At 72.5% G+C, this 18,609-nt stretch carries 20 protein-coding genes; 10 read left to right on the top strand and 10 right to left on the bottom strand.

All coding sequences use genetic code 11. The features are described 5' to 3' along the window. Together CG719_RS14645 and CG719_RS14640 are read left to right on the top strand one after the other, a co-directional pair. Complete coding sequence (locus CG719_RS14645; protein ID WP_100569050.1) at window positions 1-483, top strand: SRPBCC family protein; 483 nt, start codon at window positions 1-3, stop codon at window positions 481-483. Between the two features lie 19 nt (window positions 484-502). After that, entirely contained in the window at window positions 503-826 is a 324-nt protein-coding gene (locus CG719_RS14640; RefSeq protein ID WP_100569049.1) for a TcmI family type II polyketide cyclase, read from the top strand. 131 nt (window positions 827-957) lie between these two features. On the opposite strand, the gene CG719_RS14635 is transcribed toward CG719_RS14640, so the two are convergent. The 3 genes from CG719_RS14635 to CG719_RS14625 all read right to left on the bottom strand — a co-directional run bounded on the left by CG719_RS14635 (window position 958) and on the right by CG719_RS14625 (window position 4,082). Next, window positions 958-1,986 (bottom strand): methyltransferase, encoded by a 1,029-nt coding sequence (locus CG719_RS14635; RefSeq protein WP_100569048.1) that lies wholly within the window; start codon window positions 1,984-1,986, stop codon window positions 958-960. Between the two features lie 52 nt (window positions 1,987-2,038). After that, window positions 2,039-3,100, bottom strand: coding sequence for a right-handed parallel beta-helix repeat-containing protein (locus CG719_RS14630; protein WP_100569047.1), 1,062 nt, complete (start codon window positions 3,098-3,100; stop codon window positions 2,039-2,041). Window positions 3,101-3,191: 91 nt separating this feature from the next. Continuing rightward, a complete protein-coding gene (locus CG719_RS14625) occupies window positions 3,192-4,082 on the bottom strand; it encodes an aminoglycoside phosphotransferase family protein (protein WP_100569149.1) in 891 nt (296 codons plus the stop codon). A 22-nt stretch (window positions 4,083-4,104) separates the two neighbouring features. On the opposite strand from CG719_RS14625, the gene CG719_RS14620 reads away from it, so the two are divergent. Further along, window positions 4,105-4,758, top strand: a complete 654-nt coding sequence (locus CG719_RS14620; protein WP_100569046.1) for a rhomboid-like protein — start codon at window positions 4,105-4,107, stop codon at window positions 4,756-4,758. Between the two features lie 17 nt (window positions 4,759-4,775). On the opposite strand, the gene CG719_RS14615 is transcribed toward CG719_RS14620, so the two are convergent. After that, the gene (locus tag CG719_RS14615) at window positions 4,776-6,275 is read right to left on the bottom strand and encodes an MFS transporter (protein WP_100569045.1); all 1,500 of its coding nucleotides are present in this window, start codon (window positions 6,273-6,275) and stop codon (window positions 4,776-4,778) included. Between the two features lie 126 nt (window positions 6,276-6,401). Between CG719_RS14615 and CG719_RS14610 the strand changes: the two genes are divergently transcribed. After that, complete coding sequence (locus CG719_RS14610; protein ID WP_100569044.1) at window positions 6,402-7,079, top strand: pentapeptide repeat-containing protein; 678 nt, start codon at window positions 6,402-6,404, stop codon at window positions 7,077-7,079. 52 nt (window positions 7,080-7,131) lie between these two features. Here CG719_RS14610 and CG719_RS14605 read toward each other — a convergent pair whose 3' ends face one another. Further along, a complete protein-coding gene (locus CG719_RS14605; RefSeq protein ID WP_100569043.1) occupies window positions 7,132-7,632 on the bottom strand; it encodes a hypothetical protein in 501 nt (166 codons plus the stop codon). Window positions 7,633-7,672: 40 nt separating this feature from the next. Here CG719_RS14605 and CG719_RS14600 point away from each other — a divergent pair, with 40 nt between their 5' ends. After that, window positions 7,673-9,088: a M1 family metallopeptidase gene (locus CG719_RS14600; protein WP_234375581.1), complete on the top strand. Its 1,416-nt coding sequence runs from the start codon at window positions 7,673-7,675 to the stop codon at window positions 9,086-9,088. 44 nt (window positions 9,089-9,132) lie between these two features. Here CG719_RS14600 and CG719_RS14595 read toward each other — a convergent pair whose 3' ends face one another. Then, complete coding sequence (locus CG719_RS14595) at window positions 9,133-9,708, bottom strand: TerD family protein (RefSeq protein WP_100569041.1); 576 nt, start codon at window positions 9,706-9,708, stop codon at window positions 9,133-9,135. Window positions 9,709-9,874: 166 nt separating this feature from the next. On the opposite strand from CG719_RS14595, the gene arfB reads away from it, so the two are divergent. After that, window positions 9,875-10,312 carry an alternative ribosome rescue aminoacyl-tRNA hydrolase ArfB gene (gene arfB, locus CG719_RS14590; RefSeq protein ID WP_100569040.1) on the top strand — a complete coding sequence of 146 codons (438 nt, stop codon included), beginning with the start codon at window positions 9,875-9,877 and terminating at the stop codon, window positions 10,310-10,312. A gap of 114 nt (window positions 10,313-10,426) precedes the next feature. Here arfB and CG719_RS14585 read toward each other — a convergent pair whose 3' ends face one another. After that, the gene (locus CG719_RS14585; RefSeq protein WP_234375580.1) at window positions 10,427-10,945 is read right to left on the bottom strand and encodes a flavin reductase family protein; all 519 of its coding nucleotides are present in this window, start codon (window positions 10,943-10,945) and stop codon (window positions 10,427-10,429) included. Window positions 10,946-11,363: 418 nt separating this feature from the next. Between CG719_RS14585 and cdgB the strand changes: the two genes are divergently transcribed. Next, on the top strand, window positions 11,364-13,022 hold the full coding sequence (gene cdgB, locus CG719_RS14580) for a diguanylate cyclase CdgB (RefSeq protein WP_100569039.1): 1,659 nt from the start codon (window positions 11,364-11,366) through the stop codon (window positions 13,020-13,022). A 118-nt stretch (window positions 13,023-13,140) separates the two neighbouring features. After that, window positions 13,141-14,055: a carbohydrate-binding protein gene (locus tag CG719_RS14575; protein ID WP_100569038.1), complete on the top strand. Its 915-nt coding sequence runs from the start codon at window positions 13,141-13,143 to the stop codon at window positions 14,053-14,055. 63 nt (window positions 14,056-14,118) lie between these two features. Here CG719_RS14575 and CG719_RS14570 read toward each other — a convergent pair whose 3' ends face one another. The 3 genes from CG719_RS14570 to CG719_RS14560 all read right to left on the bottom strand — a co-directional run bounded on the left by CG719_RS14570 (window position 14,119) and on the right by CG719_RS14560 (window position 17,261). After that, entirely contained in the window at window positions 14,119-15,051 is a 933-nt protein-coding gene (locus CG719_RS14570; RefSeq protein WP_100569037.1) for a 1-phosphofructokinase family hexose kinase, read from the bottom strand. Between the two features lie 123 nt (window positions 15,052-15,174). Beyond that, a complete protein-coding gene (nagA, locus tag CG719_RS14565; protein WP_100569036.1) occupies window positions 15,175-16,317 on the bottom strand; it encodes an N-acetylglucosamine-6-phosphate deacetylase in 1,143 nt (380 codons plus the stop codon). Continuing rightward, the gene (locus tag CG719_RS14560) at window positions 16,317-17,261 is read right to left on the bottom strand and encodes an ROK family protein (protein ID WP_100569035.1); all 945 of its coding nucleotides are present in this window, start codon (window positions 17,259-17,261) and stop codon (window positions 16,317-16,319) included. The genes nagA and CG719_RS14560 overlap by 1 nt, the downstream gene beginning before the upstream one ends. A 151-nt stretch (window positions 17,262-17,412) precedes the next feature. On the opposite strand from CG719_RS14560, the gene CG719_RS14555 reads away from it, so the two are divergent. Together CG719_RS14555 and otsB are read left to right on the top strand one after the other, a co-directional pair. Further along, window positions 17,413-17,655, top strand: coding sequence for a DUF3263 domain-containing protein (locus tag CG719_RS14555; RefSeq protein ID WP_100569034.1), 243 nt, complete (start codon window positions 17,413-17,415; stop codon window positions 17,653-17,655). A 70-nt stretch (window positions 17,656-17,725) separates the two neighbouring features. After that, entirely contained in the window at window positions 17,726-18,601 is an 876-nt protein-coding gene (gene otsB, locus CG719_RS14550) for a trehalose-phosphatase (RefSeq protein WP_100569033.1), read from the top strand. Window positions 18,602-18,609: the final 8 nt, after the last annotated feature.

Raw genomic sequence — 18,609 nt, 5'->3', positions numbered from 1 at the left:
ATGGCGGGACACACCGAGAACGAGATCACCATCGCCGCGCCGGTGGACCTGGTCTGGGACATGACCAACGATGTGGCGAACTGGCCGCGGCTGTTCAGCGAGTACGCCTCCGCCGAGATCCTGTCCCAGGAAGGCGACAAGTGCACCTTCCGGCTGACCATGCACCCGGACGAGAACGGCACCGTGTGGAGCTGGGTCTCCGAGCGCGAGCCCGACCGGGCCACACTCTCGGTCAGGGCCCGCCGGGTCGAGACGGGCCCCTTCGACCACATGAACATCCACTGGAGGTACGAGGAGGTCCCCGGCGGCACCCGGATGATCTGGACCCAGGACTTCGCGATGAAGCCGGAGGCGCCGGTCGACGACGACTGGATGACCGACAACATCAACAAGAACTCCAAGGTCCAGATGGCCCTGATCCGCGACAGGATCGAGAAGGCCGCCGCCGGGCACCGGGCCGAGCCGGTCCTGACCACCGACTGAGCCGGACGGAGGAAGCATCGTGCACCAAGCCCTGATCGTCGCCCGGATGGCCCCGGACTCGGCACCGGACATCGCCAAGATCTTCGAGGAGTCCGACCGGGGGGAGCTGCCGCACCTGGTCGGCGTCACCCGGCGCAGCCTCTTCCAGTTCGGCGATGTGTACATGCACCTGGTCGAGGCGGACCGTGACCCGGGGCCGGCCATCGCCAAGGTGGCGGGCCACCCGGAGTTCCGCGGCATCAGCGAGCGGCTGTCGGCGTACGTCAGCGCCTACGACCCGCAGACCTGGCGTTCGCCGAAGGACGCGATGGCCCGGCGCTTCTACCTGTGGGAGCGTGACTGAGCCTTCGTACCAGCCAACTGACGAGCCGTCCGATCCCTCACGGACGGCCACCGGCCGCCGGGCCCGCTCTGTCGCGGGCCCGGCGGCCGGTGTCCGGAAAGGTCGCGGCGGCGCCGTCGGCACGGGTCCGCTCAGGCGGGCACCGTGCAGTCGAAGGCGTGCAGGTAGGGGTTGACCGGGCTGATGTCGTCGATGACCAGGCCGGCGGCCTTCAGCCGGTCGGCCATGCTGGCGCTGGTGTGCTTGGCACCGCCGACGTTGAGCAGCAGGAGCAGGTCCATGGCGGTGCTGAACCGCATCGAGGGGGTGTCGTCGACGAGGTTCTCGATGACCACGACCCGTGCCCCGGCCCCGCCCGCCTCGATGACGTTGCGCAGGCAGCGGGCGGTGGAGTCGTCGTCCCACTCCAGGATGTTCTTGATGATGTAGACGTCGGCCTTGACCGGGACGGCCTCACGGCAGTCGCCGGGCACGATCCGTACCCGGTCCGCCAGCGGGCCGCCGGCGCGGAGCTGGGGGTCGGCGTTGTCCACCACCCGCGGCAGGTCCAGCAGGCTGCCGTGCATCAGCGGGTACTTCTCCAGCAGGCTCGCCACCACGTGCCCCTGCCCGCCGCCGATGTCGGCGACCGAGGCGGCGCCGGACAGGTCGAGCAGCTCGGCGACGTCCCGCGCCGACTGCTTGCTGGAGGTCGTCATGGCCCGGTTGAAGACGTCCGCCGACTCGGGGGCGTCCTCGTTGAGGTGGACGAAGAACTCCTTGCCGTACAGGTCCTCCACGACGTTGCGCCCGGTGCGCACCGCCTCGTCCAGTTTCGGCCAGGCGTCCCAGGTCCACGGCTCGGTGCACCACAGGGTGATGTAGCGGAGGCTGGCCGGGTCGTCCTCGCGCAGCAGCCGGGACATGCCGGTGTGCGCGAACGTGCCGTCGTGCTCCTCGGTGAAGACGCCGTAGCAGGTCAGTGCCCGCAGCAGCCGGCGCAGCGGCCGGGGTTCGGTCTTCACCGCGGCCGCGAGGTCCTCCACGGTCATGGGCGCGTCCCCGAGCGCGTCGGCCACACCGAGCCGGGCGGCCGCGCGGAGGGCGGCGGCGCACGCCGCCCCGAACGCGAGCTCCCTGAGCCGCATGGACGGCGGTGGGGCGGACTGAGCGGTCGTCATGTGCCGCCTTCCTTCCTTCTCGGTCCTGTGGGTTGCACGAGTGGCGATGGCCTCAGCACAGTCCGGCGGGCGTGGAGGTCCCGCAGGAGTTGGCTGTGAAGGTGTTGCGGAGCGCGGTCCTCTCCTGGTTGACCAGGTCCGCGGGGGAGTTGCCGTCGAGCATGTTCAGGCTCACCCGGTTCCGCTCGCCGGGCGCGCCGACGAAACTCTTGAACAGCACGATGCCGCCGGACAGGGGGGACCTGCCCGAGTTGCGGGCGACGAGGTTGCGGGACACGTCGGTCCGCTCGGTGCCGGTCAGGACGATGCCCGAGCCCTGGAGGAAGGGCAGCCGTGCGGTCGCCGGGCAGAACCTGTTGTTCTCCACGACCCGGTTGTCGCGCACGGTCAGGGCGCCGGCCCGCGGCTTGTTCTCGTCGCCGACCACGAACACTCCCGCGCAGTTGCCGGTGACGTGGTTGGCCATGACGGTGAGGTCGCGCAGCCGGCGGACGGTGACGCCGATCCGGTTGCCCTCCAGCCGGTTGCCGGCGATCAGCGTGCCGCCGGTGTCGACGGCGCCCTGCTCGGCGGTGATCGTGTTGGCCAGGAAGAGCCCGGCGTCGCCGTTGTTCCGGGCGGTGTTGGAGCGGTACTGGCTGCGTACGGAGCGCTCCTCGGCCAGGCCCCAGACCCCGTTCTTCTCGGCGGTCACCTGCCGCACGGTCAGCCGGTCGGTGCCCACGGCCATCAGGCCCGCCTGGCGGAAGCCGGTGAGGGTCAACTGGGAGACGGTGACGCCTTCGAGGCGCTTGGCCTTGGTCCCCACCACACAGATGCCGTTGCCCCGCTTGCCGCAGGCGCTCGAGGTGCTTTGGCCGCCCGGTTCCAGGACGGTGCCGCGGCCCGTGCCGCGCAGGGTCAGACCGGGCGTCGTCACCTTGACGCTCTCGTGGTAGACGCCGGGCAGCACCAGCACGGTGTCACCCTGCCGCGCGGAGTCCACCGCCCGCTGGATCGATTGGCCCGGGTGCACCAGGTGCGTCCTGGGCGCCGGGACCGCCGGGGCGGCGGCGATGCCCGTACCGACCAGCGCGGTGGCGCTCAGGAGCAGAGCGATATGGCGTTTTGTCATATTCTGTACCGTATGGCGCGACAGTCGGTGGACGTGCCGGATGGGCCGTCCGGCGGCGTGTCACCGGCGCAGGGCGTGCTTCAGCGGCGTGTCACCCGCGCAGGGCGCGGCCGATCCACAGCTGTTCGGGGGACAGCGGACGGCCGTCCTCCAGGTCCCACAGGGCGTTCTGCAGGACGCGGCCGAGCGTCCAGGCGCGGGCCCGGTCCCGGTCGAGGCCCAGCACCCCGGTCATGACCTCGAAGCGCGGGACGGCCTCACCGGGCTCGAAGCGGTTGAACAGCGCCGGGAACAGCTCGAAACCGGGGTCACCGGCGAGCGGCTTGGGGTCGATGGCCAGCCAGGGCTCCCGGCCGGCACCGAGGACGTTGTCGTAGTGCAGGTCCCAGTGCAGCAGCCGGTCGCCGCTCTCGCCGGCGACCTCGCGCACGGCGGCGGCGCAGTCCGCGAGCAGCCGGCGGTCGTCCCCGTCGGGCAGCAGCCGCAGCGCGCCCGGCGTCCGCTCCAGGAGGGCTCCGGCGATGTCACCCAGCCGCCGTGTCCCGGCCGGGGCGGGTACGGACGTCAGACGGGCCAGCAGACCGGCGATCACCTGGACGGCCTCGCGGGTGTCCGGCAGGCATGTCAGCGGGCGGGCGGAGTCGAGCCGTTCCAGCAGCAGCGTGCCGGTCGGTCCGTCGTGCTCCAGCAGCCGTACGGCCCCCGCGCCGTCCCACGCGCGCAGCGCCGGCGCCTCTCCCGCGCTCTCCTCGTCGGGCAGCTGGAGCTTCAGGACGGCGGGCAGGCGGTCGGCGCACAGGACCGGAAGGACCAGCGCGCAGACGCCGTGCATCGCCGGCCCGTCGATCCGCAGCCGCCACCGGTCGAGGAAGCCGGACACCTGCCGGGGCAGACCGGCGACGAAGGCGCGGCCCGCCGTCCCGTTGAATTTCTCCTGGGAAGCGGCCAGCGCGCCGGGCACCTCGATCACCCTGACGACCATACTTGCGCCTGTGAGCGGGGTCATGCGGATGCGGCGTGGGCTTCGGGCGGCGACGGCGTACGTCCGCAGCGCGCCGGGCACCTATGTCTGGCTGCTGATCCTGTTCCTGACCACCGTGGCCCTGCACCACATGTCGCCGCAGTTCGAGCAGCACTTCCTGCGCCACCGCTCGACGAACCTGCGCGAGCTGTCGCACGACCCGGTGCGGGTGCTCTTCTCCAGCGCCATGTGGATCGACAGCGGCCACTGGCTGCCGTACGCGGTCCTCTACACGGTCTTCCACGCCCAGGCCGAGCGCTGGCTGGGCACCCTGCGCTGGCTGCTGGTGTGCGTGACCGCGCACGTGCTGGCCACGCTGATCAGCGAGGGCGCCCTGCTGTGGGCGATCCAGCGGCATGTGGTGCCGGAGTCGGCCGTCAACACCCTGGACGTCGGCGTGAGTTACGCCCTGGCCGGGGTGGCGGGGGTGCTGGCGTACCGGATCGCCCGGCCCTGGCGGTACCTGTACCTGACCGCCGTCCTCGCCTTCTACGCCATGTCGCTGGCGACCGGGCGCACCTTCACCGATCTCGGGCACTTCGCCGCCGCGCTGATCGGCCTGGGGTGTTATCCGCTGGCCAGGGGCCGGGGCAGGCCGTGGAACCCGGGGCAGGCGCTGTCCGCGCTGAGGCGTTAGCGCCCGGCCCTCGTGCCTCATGCCACCGGTTCGCGTACGGGCGCCTTTGCCGGGGCCCCGTGCTTGGGGGCCCTGCCCGTCACCATCAGGCCCGCGACCAGCCCGGCCAGCAGCATCACGGCGGCCGCCCACCAGATGGCGACCGTGTAGCCGTGGACGATGCCCTCCGGCACCACCCGGGCCCGGTCCGCCCCGCCCCGCAGATGGGCGGTGACGTAGGCGGCGCTGCTGGTCGTGGCGAGCGTGTTGAGCAGGGCGGTGCCGATCGAACCGCCGACCTGCTGCGAGGTGTTCGCGGTCGCGGAGGTCACCCCCGAGTCCTGCGGGGCGACGCCCGCGGTGGCGGTGGCGAACACCGGCATGAAGGTCAGGCCCATGCCGAGGCCCATCAGCACCAGCGCGGGCAGCACCTCGCTCGCGTAGTGCGAGTCGACGGTGAGCCGGGTCAGGAGCAGCAGGCCGCCCGCGGCCAGGAGCGTGCCGGGGACCATGAGCGCGCGCGGCGGCACGTGCCGCAGCAGCCGGGCCGAGATCTGCGTCGAACCGGTGATGATCGCGGCGGTCATCGGCAGGAAGGCGAGCCCGGTCCGCAGCGGCGAGTAGCCGAGGATCCCCTGCAGGTAGTACGTCATGAACAGGAACAGCCCGAACATGCCGACCACGGCCAGCAGCATGGTCAGGAAACAGCCCGCCCGGTTGCGGTCCCGCAGGACGTGCAGCGGCAGCAGCGGCACCGGCGCCCGGCTCTGCCACCACACGAACGCCAGGAGCAGCGCCGTGCCGAGGGCGAACAGGCTCAGCACCACCGGATCGGTCCAGCCGCGCGGTTGCGCCTCGCTGAACCCGTAGACGACGGCGACCAGTCCGCCGCAGCCCAGCGCCGCGCCGAGCATGTCGAGGCGGGCGTCCGTCCGGCCCGGTCTGTCACGCAGCAGGGCGAGGGCGCCCAGGACGGCGACGACGGCGATGGGCACGTTGACGTACAGGCACCAGCGCCAGTTCAGGAACTCCGTCAGCACGCCGCCGACGATGAAGCCGATCGCCGAGCCGCTGCCCGCCAGGGCGCCGTAGATGCCGAACGCCTTCCCGCGCTCCCCGGGGTGGGTGAAGGTCGTGGTGAGCAGGCTGAGCGCGGAGGGGGCGAGGACGGCCGCGAAGGCGCCCTGGAGGGCGCGGGCGCCGTAGAGCATGCCCGAGGACGTGGCCGCGCCGCCGAACGCGGAGGCGAGGGCGAACCCGGCCAGTCCGACGACGAACGTGCGCTTGCGGCCCACCAGGTCGGCGATCCGCCCGCCCAGCAGGAGCAGCCCGCCGAAGGCGAGGGAGTAGGCGGTGATCACCCACTGCCGGTTGCCGTCGGACATGTGCAGGGCGTGTTGCGCGGAGGGGAGCGCGATGTTCACGATCGTCGCGTCCAGGACCACCATGAGCTGCGCGAGAGCGATGACGACCAGTGCCCACCAGCGGTGCCGGTCGGTCTCCTGGGACGCGGATTCACCTGTGTGGGTGACGCTCATCTGGCCAGAAGACCATGAATCGGGAGGTATCGCATCCCCGTGTGGACAAGGGGCGCCGCGCGGCCGGAGACGGGCCGGAGAGGGAAGTGCCGGGGCGTTGTCAGTGGCGGGGTGCAGCATGGGGGCATGGTGAGCGGATCGAGCGGCAGGGCCGGTGTGAAGGGCGCGCGGCGGCCCGAGGTGCGGCTGCCGGCGCTGGAGGCGTACGGCGGCGGGGGACTGGCGCCCGACGGGGACTACGACGGGCTGGAGTTCAGGGAGGAGGACTTCGCCGGGCAGGACGGGGCGGGTGCCCGCTTCCTGGACTGTGCGCTCGGGGGCTGCGCGCTGGACGACACGTCGCTGCGCCACGCCCGCTTCCTGGACTCCGTCCTCACCGGCATACGGGGTGTCGGCACCGACCTCGCCGAGGCGACCCTGCGCGATGTGGAGGTGGTCGACGCCCGCCTCGGCGGTGTGCAGTGCCACGGCGCGGTCCTGGAGCGCGTGTGGATCCGCGGCGGCAAGATCGACTACCTGAACCTGCGCAGGGCCCGGCTGCGGGACGTCGTCTTCGAGGGCTGTGTCCTCGTCGAGCCGGACTTCGGGGGCGCCCGGCTGGAGCGGGTGGAGTTCGCGGACTGCGTGGTCAAGGGCGTCGACTTCAGCGCGGCGACGCTCTCGGACGTGGACCTGCGGGGCGCCTCGTCCCTGGAGATCGCGCGCGGCCTGGACCGGCTGGCGGGCGCGGTGATCAGCACCGGTCAGCTCCTGGACCTGGCGCCGGTGCTGGCGGCGGAGCTGGGGATCAGGGTGGAGGGCTGAGAGGGCCGGGAAGAGGGGGGCGGCTCAGAGAGGGAGGCTCCGGGGAAGAGGCTCAGGAGACGCGCGGGTAGCGGGCCTGGAGGGTCCAGATCGCCGGGTTCTCCGCCAGGTCCTCGTGCAGGTCGCACAGGTCGGCCACGAGGTCGTGCAGGAAGTCACGGGCCTCACGGCGCAGCGCCGTGTGCGAGAAGGACAGCGGGGGCTCCTCGGCGGGCATCCAGTCGGACTCTATGTCGACCCAGCCGAAGCGGCGCTCGAAGAGCATGCGGTCCGTGGACTCGGTGAAGTCCAGCTCCGCCCGCTGTGGACGGGAGGCGCGGGACCCGGCCGGATCCCGGTCCAGCCGCTCGACGATGTCGCACAGGGCCCAGGCGAAGTCGAGCACGGGCACCCAGCCCCAGGCCGTGGCCAGTTCGCGGTCCGACTCGGTGTCGGCCAGGTAGACGTCGCCGCAGAACAGGTCGTGCCGCAGCGCGTGCACGTCCGCGCGGCGGTAGTCCGTCTGCGGCGGGTCGGGGAAGCGGTTGGAGAGGGCGTAGCCGATGTCGAGCACGTAGGTGATGGTGTCATGTGCCCCGCATAGGATCGCGCGCGTGTATCGATCCGCCCCGTTCGCCCGGACCGCCGCGGCCGGCTGCGCCCTGCTCGTGCTGACGCTGGCCGGGTGCGACGGCGGCGTCCGGGGCACCCCGGGCGGGACCGGCGTACAGGACCCGTACTTCCCCCGGGCGGGCAACGGCGGGTACGACGTCAGCCACTACGGCCTGACCCTCGACTACGACCCGGACCGCCGTCACCTCACGGGTACGGCGGTCATCACCGCCCGGGCGACCAAGGACCTGTCCGCCTTCGACCTCGATCTCAGCGGGCTCGACGTCCGGAGCGTCACGGTGGCGGGGAAGGCCGCCTGGTTCAGCCGGGCCGGGCAGGAACTCACCGTGCGGCCCCACGACGATCTGCTGAAGGGGGAGACGTTCAGCACGACGGTGCGCTATTCCGGGAGCCCGCGGGTCGTCGTCGACCCCGACGGATCGCGGGAGGGCTGGCTGCCCACCGCCGACGGTGCGCTCGCCCTCGGCGAGCCGGTCGGGTCGATGGCGTGGTTCCCGGGGAACAACCACCCGTCCGACAAGGCCGCGTACGACATCGCGGTCACCGTGCCCGAGGGGCTGCGGGCCGTCTCCAACGGTGAGTTGAGGAGCGAGACGACCAGCGGGGGGCGTACGACGTTCCGGTGGCGCACCGCCGAGCCGATGGCGAGCTATCTGGCCATGGTCGCGATCGGCCGGTTCGAGATCACCCGCTCCACCACGAGGAGCGGCCTGCCCGTGTACGTCGCCGTCGAGCCGTCCCAGGTGCGGGAGAGCAGGGCCGTGCTGGCCAGGATCCCCGAGGTCGTCGAGTGGGCGGAGCGGCGCTTCGGCCCGTATCCCTTCTCGTCCACCGGCGCGGTCGTCGGCCGTCGCGAGGACGCCGGCTACGCCCTGGAGACCCAGAACCGGCCCGTCTTCCCCGGCACGCCCGACATCGGGACCCTCGTCCACGAACTCGTCCACCAGTGGTTCGGGGACTCGGTCACCCCGAAGAGCTGGCGGGACATGTGGCTGAACGAGGCCTTCGCGACCTACGCGCAGTGGCTGTGGGAGGAGGACCACGGTGGCCGGACCGCGCAGCAGGCCTTCGACGCGCTCCTGCGCGGCGACTACTTCACCGACGACGCCGCGAACGAGGAGGTGTGGGCTTTTCCGCCCGCGCGGCCCAGCGGTGCCGAGCACATCTCCGGCCGGCCCGTCTACGAGCGCGGCGCGATGGTGCTGCACCGGATCCGCCAGGCGGTCGGCGACCGGGCCTTCCAGGACATCGTCCGGGGCTGGGCCGCCGCCCACCGTCACGGCAACGCGGACACCGCCGACTTCACCGCCTACGTGCAGAAGAAGGCCCCGGACACGGACTTCGCCGGAATCTGGGCCGACTGGCTGTACGGGGACGGCAGACCTGCGGGTCCCTGACCACGGCCGGCCGCCGGCCGGCCGTGGTCGCCGGACCGCGTCCGTCAGACGTTGACGCCGAAGTCCTGGGCGATGCCGACCAGGCCCGAGGCGTAGCCCTGGCCGACGGCGCGGAACTTCCACTCCGCGCCGTTGCGGTACAGCTCGCCGAAGACCATGGCCGTCTCGGTGGCCGCGTCCTCCGACAGGTCGTAGCGGGCGATCTCGGTGCCGCCGGCCTGGTTGACGATGCGGATGTAGGCGTTGCGGACCTGGCCGAAGTTCTGGCCGCGGTTCTCGGCGTCGTAGATGGAGACCGGGAAGACGACCTTGTCGACGTCGGCGGGGAGCCCGGCGAGGTTGACGTTGATCGCCTCGTCGTCGCCGTCGCCCTCGCCGGTGACGTTGTCGCCGGTGTGGACGATGGTGTTGTCCGGGGTCTGCTTGTTGTTGAAGAAGACGAAGTGCTGGTCCGAGTAGACCTTGCCCTGCGCGTTGACCGCGATCGCGGACGCGTCCAGGTCGAAGTCCGTGCCGGTGGTGGTGCGGACGTCCCAGCCGAGGCCCACGGTGACAGCGGTCAGGCCCGGAGCCTCCTTGGTGAGCGAGACGTTGCCACCCTTGGACAGGCTTACAGCCATTGTTGGGAGTCCCTTCCCTCGTTGCGTATGCGGACGAAGCTACCGCCACCCATAGGAACGCCGAGGAGGGTCCTCCGAGTTCCGCGTCCCTTTACCTTTTTTACCCACCCGGATCGAACACGCCCGCGGCGAAAACAGGATGACGTGACGGGACGGGGAGGGGAACATGGACGACATGTCCGGTCCCCATCTCATCCGCGGCTCCGTCGCGCTCCCCGAGGCCGAACTGGCCTGGCGCTTCTCGCGGTCCTCCGGGCCCGGCGGCCAGCATGTCAACACCACGGACTCCCAGGTGGAGTTGCGCTTCGACCTCGCCAACACCGAGGCGCTGCCGGAGGTGTGGAAGCAGCGCGCCCTCGAACGCCTCGCGGACCGGCTCGTCGACGGCGTCATCAGCGTGCGCGCCTCCGAGCACCGGTCCCAGTGGCGCAACCGCGAGGCCGCCGCCGTGCGCCTCGCCGCGCTCCTCGCCGAGGCGACCGCGCCCCCGCCCAGGCCCCGCAGACCCACCCGCATCCCACGCGGCATCAACGAGCGCCGGCTGCGCGAGAAGAAGCAACGCTCGCAGACGAAGCGGGGACGCTCGGGAAAGGACTGGGGCTGACCGGCGTCACGCCGCCGACGGGACGCCGGCGCGACCGGGCGGTGGCCGGGCACAGCGCGCCGGCGGACGGCGGCCCGGCTCGGCGGTAGTCGGACACCGGATGCGGTCCTGACGTCAGCGCAGGTGGCGGTAGCGGCCGTGGTAGTACATGAGAGGTTCGTCGTTCGTGCCGGGCAGGCGGGCCGTCAGGACGCGGCCGATGACCAGGGTGTGGTCGCCCGCCCGCACCCGCTGTTCGGTGCGCAGTTCCAGGGTGGCCAGGGCGCCGGTCAGCAGGGGGGCGCCGGAGACCTCGCCGCGGGTGTGGGGGAGGTCCCGGAACAGCAGGCGGTCGCTGAGCCGGCCCTTCATGGCGAAGCGGCCGGCGATGGCGTGCTGGCTGTCGGCGAGGACCGAGACCGCCCACAGGGGCTGTTCGGCGAGCAGGTCGTCCATGCGGGAGCCCTCGCGCACGCTGACCAGGGCCAGCGGCGGGTCCAGGGACACCGACATGAACGCCGTCGCCGTCATGCCCGCGTCCTCGCCGGCCGGAGCCCGCGGGTCGTCCGGGTCCAGCGACGGCTCCTGCGCAGTCACCAGGACCACACCGGCGGCCAGCCTGGACATCGCGGCACGGAACTCCTCGTCGGTCACCCCCTCAGCATGCCCGGACGGCGGTCCCTGCCGCCCGAGCGGGGCCGGCTCGGCGGAGGCGGTGGGACAGGGGGCGGGCGGCACGGAGGAAGTGTTCAACACACACGGAACGCTAACCACCGGCCCGCCACCGCCGCATCGGACCCGGGCCCGAACCGGGACCTAGGACCAGCGGCCGAGCAAGTCGTGCATCATGTCCCCACAGCCGCGTGGCCCGCGTTCATCAAACGCACGGGGGAAAGACAGAAACCGCGCTCAATTGTTCACGTTCATCTGTGACTTGAGTCACAAGAGCTGTGAATTGTTGACCCTGTGTACCGAGTGGGCTTCGCGCTGTGATTCAGTGGCTGAGAATGCGCAGACGATACGCCGAACAGCACCCTTGATTCGCTGGCGAGGTCTCGGGGGGAGGGCGAGCATGGAGACCGACTCGGAGCCGTACGTCCGCCTGGCGTCCTTGCGGAAACTTCACCAGGTCATGGCGGACATGAACACCGCACGAAGCCTGGCGGACACACTGCAGACCGTCGCCGACGGCGTGGTGCAGGGCCTGGGCTACGACCTGGCCTGCGTCAACCTCGTGCGCGCCGACGGCGACCTCGTGGTCGCCGCCCTGGCCGGGAACTCCGCCGCCGAGGCGCTCATCACCGGCCGCGTCGGCTCCCGGGAGTCCTGGGACCGCCGGCTGGCCATGGGCGAGCAGTGGGGCGGCCTGGTCTTCATACCCCACACCGAGGGCTGGGTCCTCGACGACGACGACGTCCCCACGTGGTACACCGACGGGCCCGCGCCACGCTTCGAGGACGAGTGGCACCCCGCCGACCGGCTTTTCGCGCCCATGGACGTCCCCGGCGGAGCCGGCGGCTCCTCCGGCGAACTGCTCGGCGTGATCTCCGTGGACAGCCCGCGCAACGGCCGCCGGCCCGGCGCCTGGGGCCGCGAGGCCCTCCAGATGTACGCCTTCCAGGCGGCCATCGCGATCAGCAACGCCCGGCTGCGCTCCAACATGCAGCGCGCCCTCATACGCCTGGAACGCGAGCAGCAGGCCCTGCGCGCCAGCGAGGAGAGCTTCCGCCAGGCCTTCGAGTACGCGCCGTCCGGCATGGCCATCGCCGAGATGGGCGGCGACCAGCACGGCCGGATCCTGCGCACCAACGACGCCCTGTGCCGGCTGCTTGGCCGCCCCGCCTCCGCCATGCGCCGCTACTCCTTCTCCGACCTCGTCCACCCCGAGGACATAGGCACCCTGCTGCGGACCTCGGCGGAGGGCGGCCGGGCGGAGCTGCGGCTGGGCCGCCGCGACGGCTCCTACGTCTGGGTGTCCCTGCGCAACTCCGTCGTCGCGGACGCCGCCGACGGGCCCCGCTTCCTGCTCACCCACGTCGAGGACATAGAGGAGCGCAAGCGCCGCGAGCTCCAGCTCGCCCACCGCGCCTCCCACGACTCCCTGACCGGCCTGCCGAACTCCGCCGAGCTGCGCGCCCGCCTGTCCTCCCGGCTGTGCCGGCGGTCCCAGACCGCGCACGCGGGCGACCCCGAGTCGCAGGACACCGCACACGGCCACCCCGGCTACGACGTCGGCGACCACGGCTTCGACTTCCGGCCGGGCACCGAGGCGTACGACGCCTACGACCACCACGTGCACACCGTCGCCCCCGAGGGCGACCACGACGACGGCACCAAGGGCCTCGCGGTCCTCTTCTGCGACCTCGACGGCTTCAAGTCGATCAACGACCGGTTCGGGCACAACGCGGGCGACGCGGTGCTCATCGAGGTGGCCCGGCGACTGGGCAACGGCGTGCGCGACGGCGACACCGTGGCCCGGCTCGGCGGCGACGAGTTCGTGATCCTCGCCGACGGCCTCGGCCGGGCCGACGCCCAGGACCTCGCCGTACGGCTGCGCAACGAGATCATCCAGCCGATCCGCGCCGAGGGCCGGGCCGTCCGGGTGGGGGCGAGCTTCGGCATCGGGTGGGCCCACTGCGGAATGACGGCGGACGAAGTGCTGAAATCAGCCGACGAGCGGATGTACGTCGAGAAACGATCTCGTCCCAAACAACATCGCCGCGCCGGATGATCCGCAGGTCAGCCGACTTGTGCGGCGTGAGTCACCCGTTTGGGCCCCGCAGAGCGGGTAGGCTCGCATTTCTCACGACGTACCGCCCGACCCCGCACCTGTTGAGGAGTACCAAGGGATGACGCCCGGCAACAGCGGCGCGAGCACGCCCGAGGACGACGACCCGTTCGGTTACCTGTACGCCGACGGTCAGGCCAACGGAGCCCAGCCGCCCTCCGGCGGTTATGGCTACCCGAACGCGGTCAACCGGGTCCACACGGTCGGTCAGCGGCAGTACGGCCAGCAGCCCCCCACGGCGCCCCAGGGCCAGGTCCCGCAGCAGCAGGGCGCGTACGGCAGGCCGAACGCCCACTACGCCGCTCCGGAGGCCCTTCCGGGCGGCGCGCCCACGGGCCGCCAGTCGGGCCAGGGCGGCGGCCGGGGCCCGAACACCAAGGGTCTGCTGATCGGCGCCGTCGCGGTGGTCGCCGCGGTCGTCATCGGCATCGGCGTGGCCATGCTCAACGACGACTCCGGCGACAAGGGCGAGGACACGGCAGGCGGCCCGGCGCCCACGGCCACCAAGAGCTCGGAGCCGAGCCCGTCGACGAGCGCCAGCGCAGAGACCTCGGGTGAGCTGCCGAAGATCGATGCCAAGGCGCTCAGCCTGGAAGGCGGCGCCAGGACGGCGACCGACTTCAAGGGATCCAAGGCTGACGGCGGTGTCTACGTGGCCGACTTCAACCAGGTGGGAGCCAAGGCCACCTGGACCGTCGACGGTATCCGGAACGCCGGTTCCTACCGGCTGAACGTCCGCTACGGCATCCCTGGCGTGGATGCCAACGCGACACTTGCGGTCAACGGCAAGGATGCCTCTCAGACGCTGAGCATGAAGAACTTCTCCCACATGCCCGAAGGGGACTGGGAGAAGGGCTGGCAGACAACCTGGGCGCTCGTGAACCTGAACCAAGGCACCAATACGATCGAGATCGCCTGCAACGACGGCAACCAGTGCAATGCGGTCCTGGACCAGGTGTGGCTCAGCAAGGGATGAGACGGCGGCCGCCCTCGCGTGGAGCGGAGGGCGGCCGCTGTCTTTTTCCGGCCGCCGTCGGAGCTATGCCGCCGTCATTTCCGTCGTCACCCTGACACGCGCCAGCAGATCCTCGTAGGAGCGGCAGTCGTACTCGCCCGCCGCCGGGGACAGGACCGTCGCCGTGGACAGGGCGACCGCGCGGGCCAGGAGGTCCGGCCAGGGCAGGTGCTCCACGAGGCCGGACAGCAGGCCCGCCACGGCCGAGTCACCGGCGCCGGTCGGGTTGCCTCGGACGCGGGTCGGCGGGGCGGCCCGCCACAGGCCGTCGGAGGTGTGCGCGAGCAGGCCCTCCGCGCCCAGGGAGGCGACCACCGCGCGGGCGCCGCGGCGGCGGGCGTCCTGGGTGGCACGCAGCGGCTCGTGGGAGCCGGTGAGCTCGGCCAGTTCGTCGGCGTTCGGCTTGACGATGTCGGGGCGGGCCGCCACCCCCCGCCGCAGGGCCTCGCCGCTGGTGTCCAGCAGGACGGGGACCCCGGCCGCCCGCGCCGTCCGTATCAGGCCGGCGTACGCGCCCACCGGCAGCCCGGGCGGCAGGCTGCCGCACAGCGCCACCGCCGACACCGAGCCGAGCAGCTCCTCGTACACGTTCTGGAAGGCGGACCACTCGGCGGGGCCGACGACCGGGCCCGGCTCGTTGAGCTGGGTGGTGTCGCCGGTGCGCGCGTCGACGACGGCTATGGTGCGCCGGGTCGCTCCCGCGACCGGGACCAGCGCGTCCACCACGCCCGGTGCCTCGGACGCGAGCCGGTCCCGCACCTGGCGCCCGGTTGCCCCGCCCGCGAAGCCGGTGACCGTCACCGCATGGCCGAGGGCCGCCAGCACGCGGGCCACGTTGACGCCCTTGCCGCCGGGGCGCTCGGTCACCTCGGACACCCGGTGGGTGGTGTGCGGCCGCAGGGACGGCACCCGATAGGTGATGTCGAGAGCGGTGTTCAGCGTGACCGTGAGGATCACCGGGCCGGCCTCCCCCGAGTAAGCGCGTGTCCGCCGCGAAGTTCCGAAGACACGATCATGCCAAAGACACAGCCCCGCCGCCCACCCCGCGGACCGGCCACCGCGGCCGGACAGACGGACGGATCAGCCCAGTTGGGGCTCAACCACCCAGGCGCCCCGCCGCATCACGCCCTTGAGGGCGAAGTCCTCGTCGAGCAGCACGAGATCGGCGTCCTTGCCGGGTTCCAGGGAACCCACCCGGTCGTCCATCCCGAGCAGCCGGGCCGGATTGGCGGACAGCGCGGCGACCACGTCCGTGACGGGCAGCCGGTCGACGGTCACCGCCCGGCGGAACGCCCGGTCCAGGGTCAGGGTCGAGCCCGCGATCGAGCCGCCCTCCACCAGTCGTGCCACGCCGTCCGCGACCTCGACCTGGAGCGGGCCGAGCAGGTAGCGGCCGTCGCCGGCCCCGGCGGCGTCCATGGCGTCGGTGATGAAGGCGACCCGCTGTGCGCCCGCGTGGTGGAACGCCAGCTCCAGGGCGGCGGGGTGCAGATGCACTCCGTCGTTGATCAGCTCGACCGTGACCCGCTCGTCCTCCAGCAGGGCCGCGATCGGGCCGGGGGCGCGGTGGCCCAGCGGCGGCATGGCGTTGAACAGATGGGTGGCGACGGTGGCCCCGGCGTCGATCGCCTCCACCGTCTGCTCGTACGTCGCGTCCGTGTGCCCGATCGCCGCGATCACGCCGTGCTCCGCGAGCAGCCGTACGGAGTCGATGCCGCCGGGCAGTTCGGTGGCCAGGGTCATCATCCTGGCCCGGCCGCGGGCGGCGTCGATCAGCTTGCGCACCTCGGCGGGGTCCGGGGCGCGCAGCAGCTCCTCGGAGTGCGCTCCCTTGCGGCACGGCGAGATGAACGGCCCCTCGAAGTGGACGCCCGCGATCTCGCCCTGCTCGGCGAGTTCCGACAGCAGCCCCGCCTGCTTGACGAGGAGGCCCATGTCGTCGGTGACGGTCGAGGCGACCAGGGTGGTGGTGCCGTGCTCCCGGTGGGTGCGGACGGCGGTCAGTACGTCGTCGGCCGTGCCGGAGAAGGAGGCGCCGCCTCCGCCGTGGTTGTGGATGTCGACGAAGCCGGGGACCAGCCAGTGCCCGCGCACGTCGAGGGTCTCGGCGTCCTCCCGGGCGTCGCCGGCGATCCGCGTGCCGTCGACGATCACACGGCCGCCGTCCACGATCCCGGTGGGCAGCACCACCCGGGCTCCGGTCAGAACCTTGCTGGGGGCCATCAGGCGGTTACCTCCGGAGAAGTCGTAGAAGTGTTGAGCAGGTCCCAGGCCAGGAGCCCCGCGCCCAGGCAGCCGGCGGTGTCCCCCAGGGCCGCGGGGACGATCAACGGCAGCTTCTGGAAGGTGACGCGGCGCTGGACCGCCTCGCGCAGCGGCGCGAACAGCGTCTCGCCCGCCTCGGCGAGCCCGCCGCCGATGATCAGCGTGCGCGGGTCCAGCAGGGTGAGCGCGGTGACCAGCCCGTCGGCGAGCGCGTCCACCGCCTCCTGCCAGACCGTTTGTGCCCCGGCGTCCCCGGACTCCACGGCCTTGGCGCAGTCCGCCGCGTCCGCGTCCGGGTCCCCGCACGCCTCGGCCCATGCCTGGCTGACCGCCGACGCGGAGGCGAACCGCTCCAGGCAGCCGCGCTGCCCGCACGGGCAGTCCAGGCCTCCGGGGCGAACGACGATGTGGCCGATCTCGCCCGCGAAGCCGTGCGCGCCCGCCTCCACCCGGCCGTCGATGCCGATGGCGCCCGCGATTCCGGTGCCCAGCGGCACGAAGAGGAACCGGTCCGCGCCCCTGCCCGCCCCGATCCGGCCCTCGGCCAGCCCGCCGGTGCGCACGTCGTGGCCCAGGGCGACGGGGGCGCCGAGCCGCTCGGCGAGCAGATCGCGCAGGGGGACGTCACGCCAGCCGAGGTTGGCCGCGTAGGCGGCGATGCCGCGCTCCTCGTCGACGATGCCGGGGACGGCGACGCCGGCCGCGGCCGCCTCCTGCCCCAGGTGCTGGACGCCGTGGGCGCGCAGCGCCGCGGCGAAGTCGAGGATGCCCTCGACGACGGCGTCCGGCCCGCGCTCGCGACCGGTCGCCCGGCGGGCCCGGTGCAGCAGGGAGCCGTCGGCGGCGACCAGGGCGGCCTTCATCCCGGTGCCGCCCACATCGAGAGCGATGACGTGTTTCACGTGGAACAGTGTGGACCGTCGACCGGGAGAGGTCTAGTCCACTTACTTGGTGCAGACCAATTGTGTCCACTTGGTGACGCCGGGACGGCCGGAACGGTGCGGGCGGGCCCGGGGAAGGCCGCTGTCGGTGGCGGAGGCTACGGTGCCTGGTATGGACGACGACGAGGAGCAGGGGCTCGGGTGCAGGGAGCGGGGCATCCTCGCCCTGGAGCGCCGCGGCTTCACCGGGCCCGGCGCGAAGGAGCGCGCGATACGCGAGGAGCTCGGTCTGTCACCGGTCCGCTACTACCAGCTCCTCAACGCCCTCCTCGACGACACCCGCGCCCTCGCCCACGACCCGGTCACGGTGAACCGCCTCCGCCGTGTCCGCGAGACCCGCCGCGCCGAGCGCTGAACCCGTCCGAGCGTCGAGACCCGTGCCCGGCGGAGGAGTGCGCCGGGTCCCGGAGGGATAGGTTCGCCTCATGGGTAGTCAGGACCGTCACTCCGCCGACTCGACCGCCTCCGTCTCCTCCCTGCCGACGCCCGCCACCCGGGCGGGGCGGGACGGGCTCGCCACGATCCTCGCCCGGCCCGAGCGCGCGCTGATCGCGCTCGACTTCGACGGGACGCTCGCGCCGATCGTCCCCGACCCCGACCAGGCCCGCGCCCACCCGGACGCCGTGCCCGCGCTCGCCGCGCTCGCCCCGAAGGTGGCCGCCGTCGCGGTGGTCACCGGCCGCCCGCCCGGCGTCGCGGTGCGCCACGGCGGCTTCGCGGGCGTACCCGGCCTGGAGCACCTGGTCGTCCTCGGCCACTACGGAGCCGAGCGCTGGGACGCCGCCACGGGCACGCTCACCGCCCCGCCCCCGCACCCCGGCGTCGCCGCCGTCCGCGCCGAACTGCCCGGCCTCCTCGACCGGACCGGCGCCGGGCACGGCGCCTGGATCGAGGAGAAGGGCCGCTCGGTCGCCGTCCACACCCGCCGCGCGGACGACCCGCAGGCCGCGTTCGAGGCGTTGCGCGAACCCCTCGCCGGCCTGGCCGCCCGCCACGGGCTGATCGTCGAGCCCGGCCGCATGGTCCTCGAACTGCGTCCCCCGGGCATGGACAAGGGCGTCGCCCTCCTGGACTGCGCCCGCGACCTGGGCGCCACGTCGGTCCTGTACGCGGGCGACGACCTGGGCGACCTCCCGGCCTTCGCGGCGGTCGACGAGCTCCGCTCGGACGGAGTCCCGGGCGTCCTGGTCTGCAGTGGCAGTACGGAGGTCACCGAGGTGTCGCGGCGGGCCGACCTCGTGGTGGACGGCCCCGCCGGGGTGGTGGCACTGCTGAGGAACCTGGCGGACCGCCTGGCGTAGCCGCCCGT

It is taken from the genome of Streptomyces sp. CB01373 (assembly GCF_002803075.1).
In the GTDB taxonomy this organism is placed as follows: Bacteria; Actinomycetota; Actinomycetes; order Streptomycetales; family Streptomycetaceae; genus Streptomyces.
This window is presented reverse-complemented; position numbering and strand designations above follow the sequence as displayed.

What these genes read in the sequence shown, in the direction of transcription:
- CG719_RS14610 (WP_100569044.1), top strand. Translation starts at nt 6,402, where the DNA reads ATGGTGAGCGGATCGAGCGGCAGGGCCGGTGTGAAGGGCGCGCGGCGG.
- CG719_RS14635 (WP_100569048.1), bottom strand. Translation starts at nt 1,986, where the DNA reads ATGACGACCGCTCAGTCCGCCCCACCGCCGTCCATGCGGCTCAGGGAG.
- cdgB (WP_100569039.1), top strand. Translation starts at nt 11,364, where the DNA reads ATGGAGACCGACTCGGAGCCGTACGTCCGCCTGGCGTCCTTGCGGAAA.
- CG719_RS14595 (WP_100569041.1), bottom strand. Translation starts at nt 9,708, where the DNA reads ATGGCTGTAAGCCTGTCCAAGGGTGGCAACGTCTCGCTCACCAAGGAG.
- CG719_RS14575 (WP_100569038.1), top strand. Translation starts at nt 13,141, where the DNA reads ATGACGCCCGGCAACAGCGGCGCGAGCACGCCCGAGGACGACGACCCG.
- nagA (WP_100569036.1), bottom strand. Translation starts at nt 16,317, where the DNA reads ATGGCCCCCAGCAAGGTTCTGACCGGAGCCCGGGTGGTGCTGCCCACC.
- CG719_RS14630 (WP_100569047.1), bottom strand. Translation starts at nt 3,100, where the DNA reads ATGACAAAACGCCATATCGCTCTGCTCCTGAGCGCCACCGCGCTGGTC.
- CG719_RS14615 (WP_100569045.1), bottom strand. Translation starts at nt 6,275, where the DNA reads ATGAGCGTCACCCACACAGGTGAATCCGCGTCCCAGGAGACCGACCGG.
- CG719_RS14555 (WP_100569034.1), top strand. Translation starts at nt 17,413, where the DNA reads ATGGACGACGACGAGGAGCAGGGGCTCGGGTGCAGGGAGCGGGGCATC.
- otsB (WP_100569033.1), top strand. Translation starts at nt 17,726, where the DNA reads ATGGGTAGTCAGGACCGTCACTCCGCCGACTCGACCGCCTCCGTCTCC.
- CG719_RS14645 (WP_100569050.1), top strand. Translation starts at nt 1, where the DNA reads ATGGCGGGACACACCGAGAACGAGATCACCATCGCCGCGCCGGTGGAC.
- arfB (WP_100569040.1), top strand. Translation starts at nt 9,875, where the DNA reads ATGGACGACATGTCCGGTCCCCATCTCATCCGCGGCTCCGTCGCGCTC.
- CG719_RS14620 (WP_100569046.1), top strand. Translation starts at nt 4,105, where the DNA reads ATGCGGATGCGGCGTGGGCTTCGGGCGGCGACGGCGTACGTCCGCAGC.
- CG719_RS14625 (WP_100569149.1), bottom strand. Translation starts at nt 4,082, where the DNA reads ATGGTCGTCAGGGTGATCGAGGTGCCCGGCGCGCTGGCCGCTTCCCAG.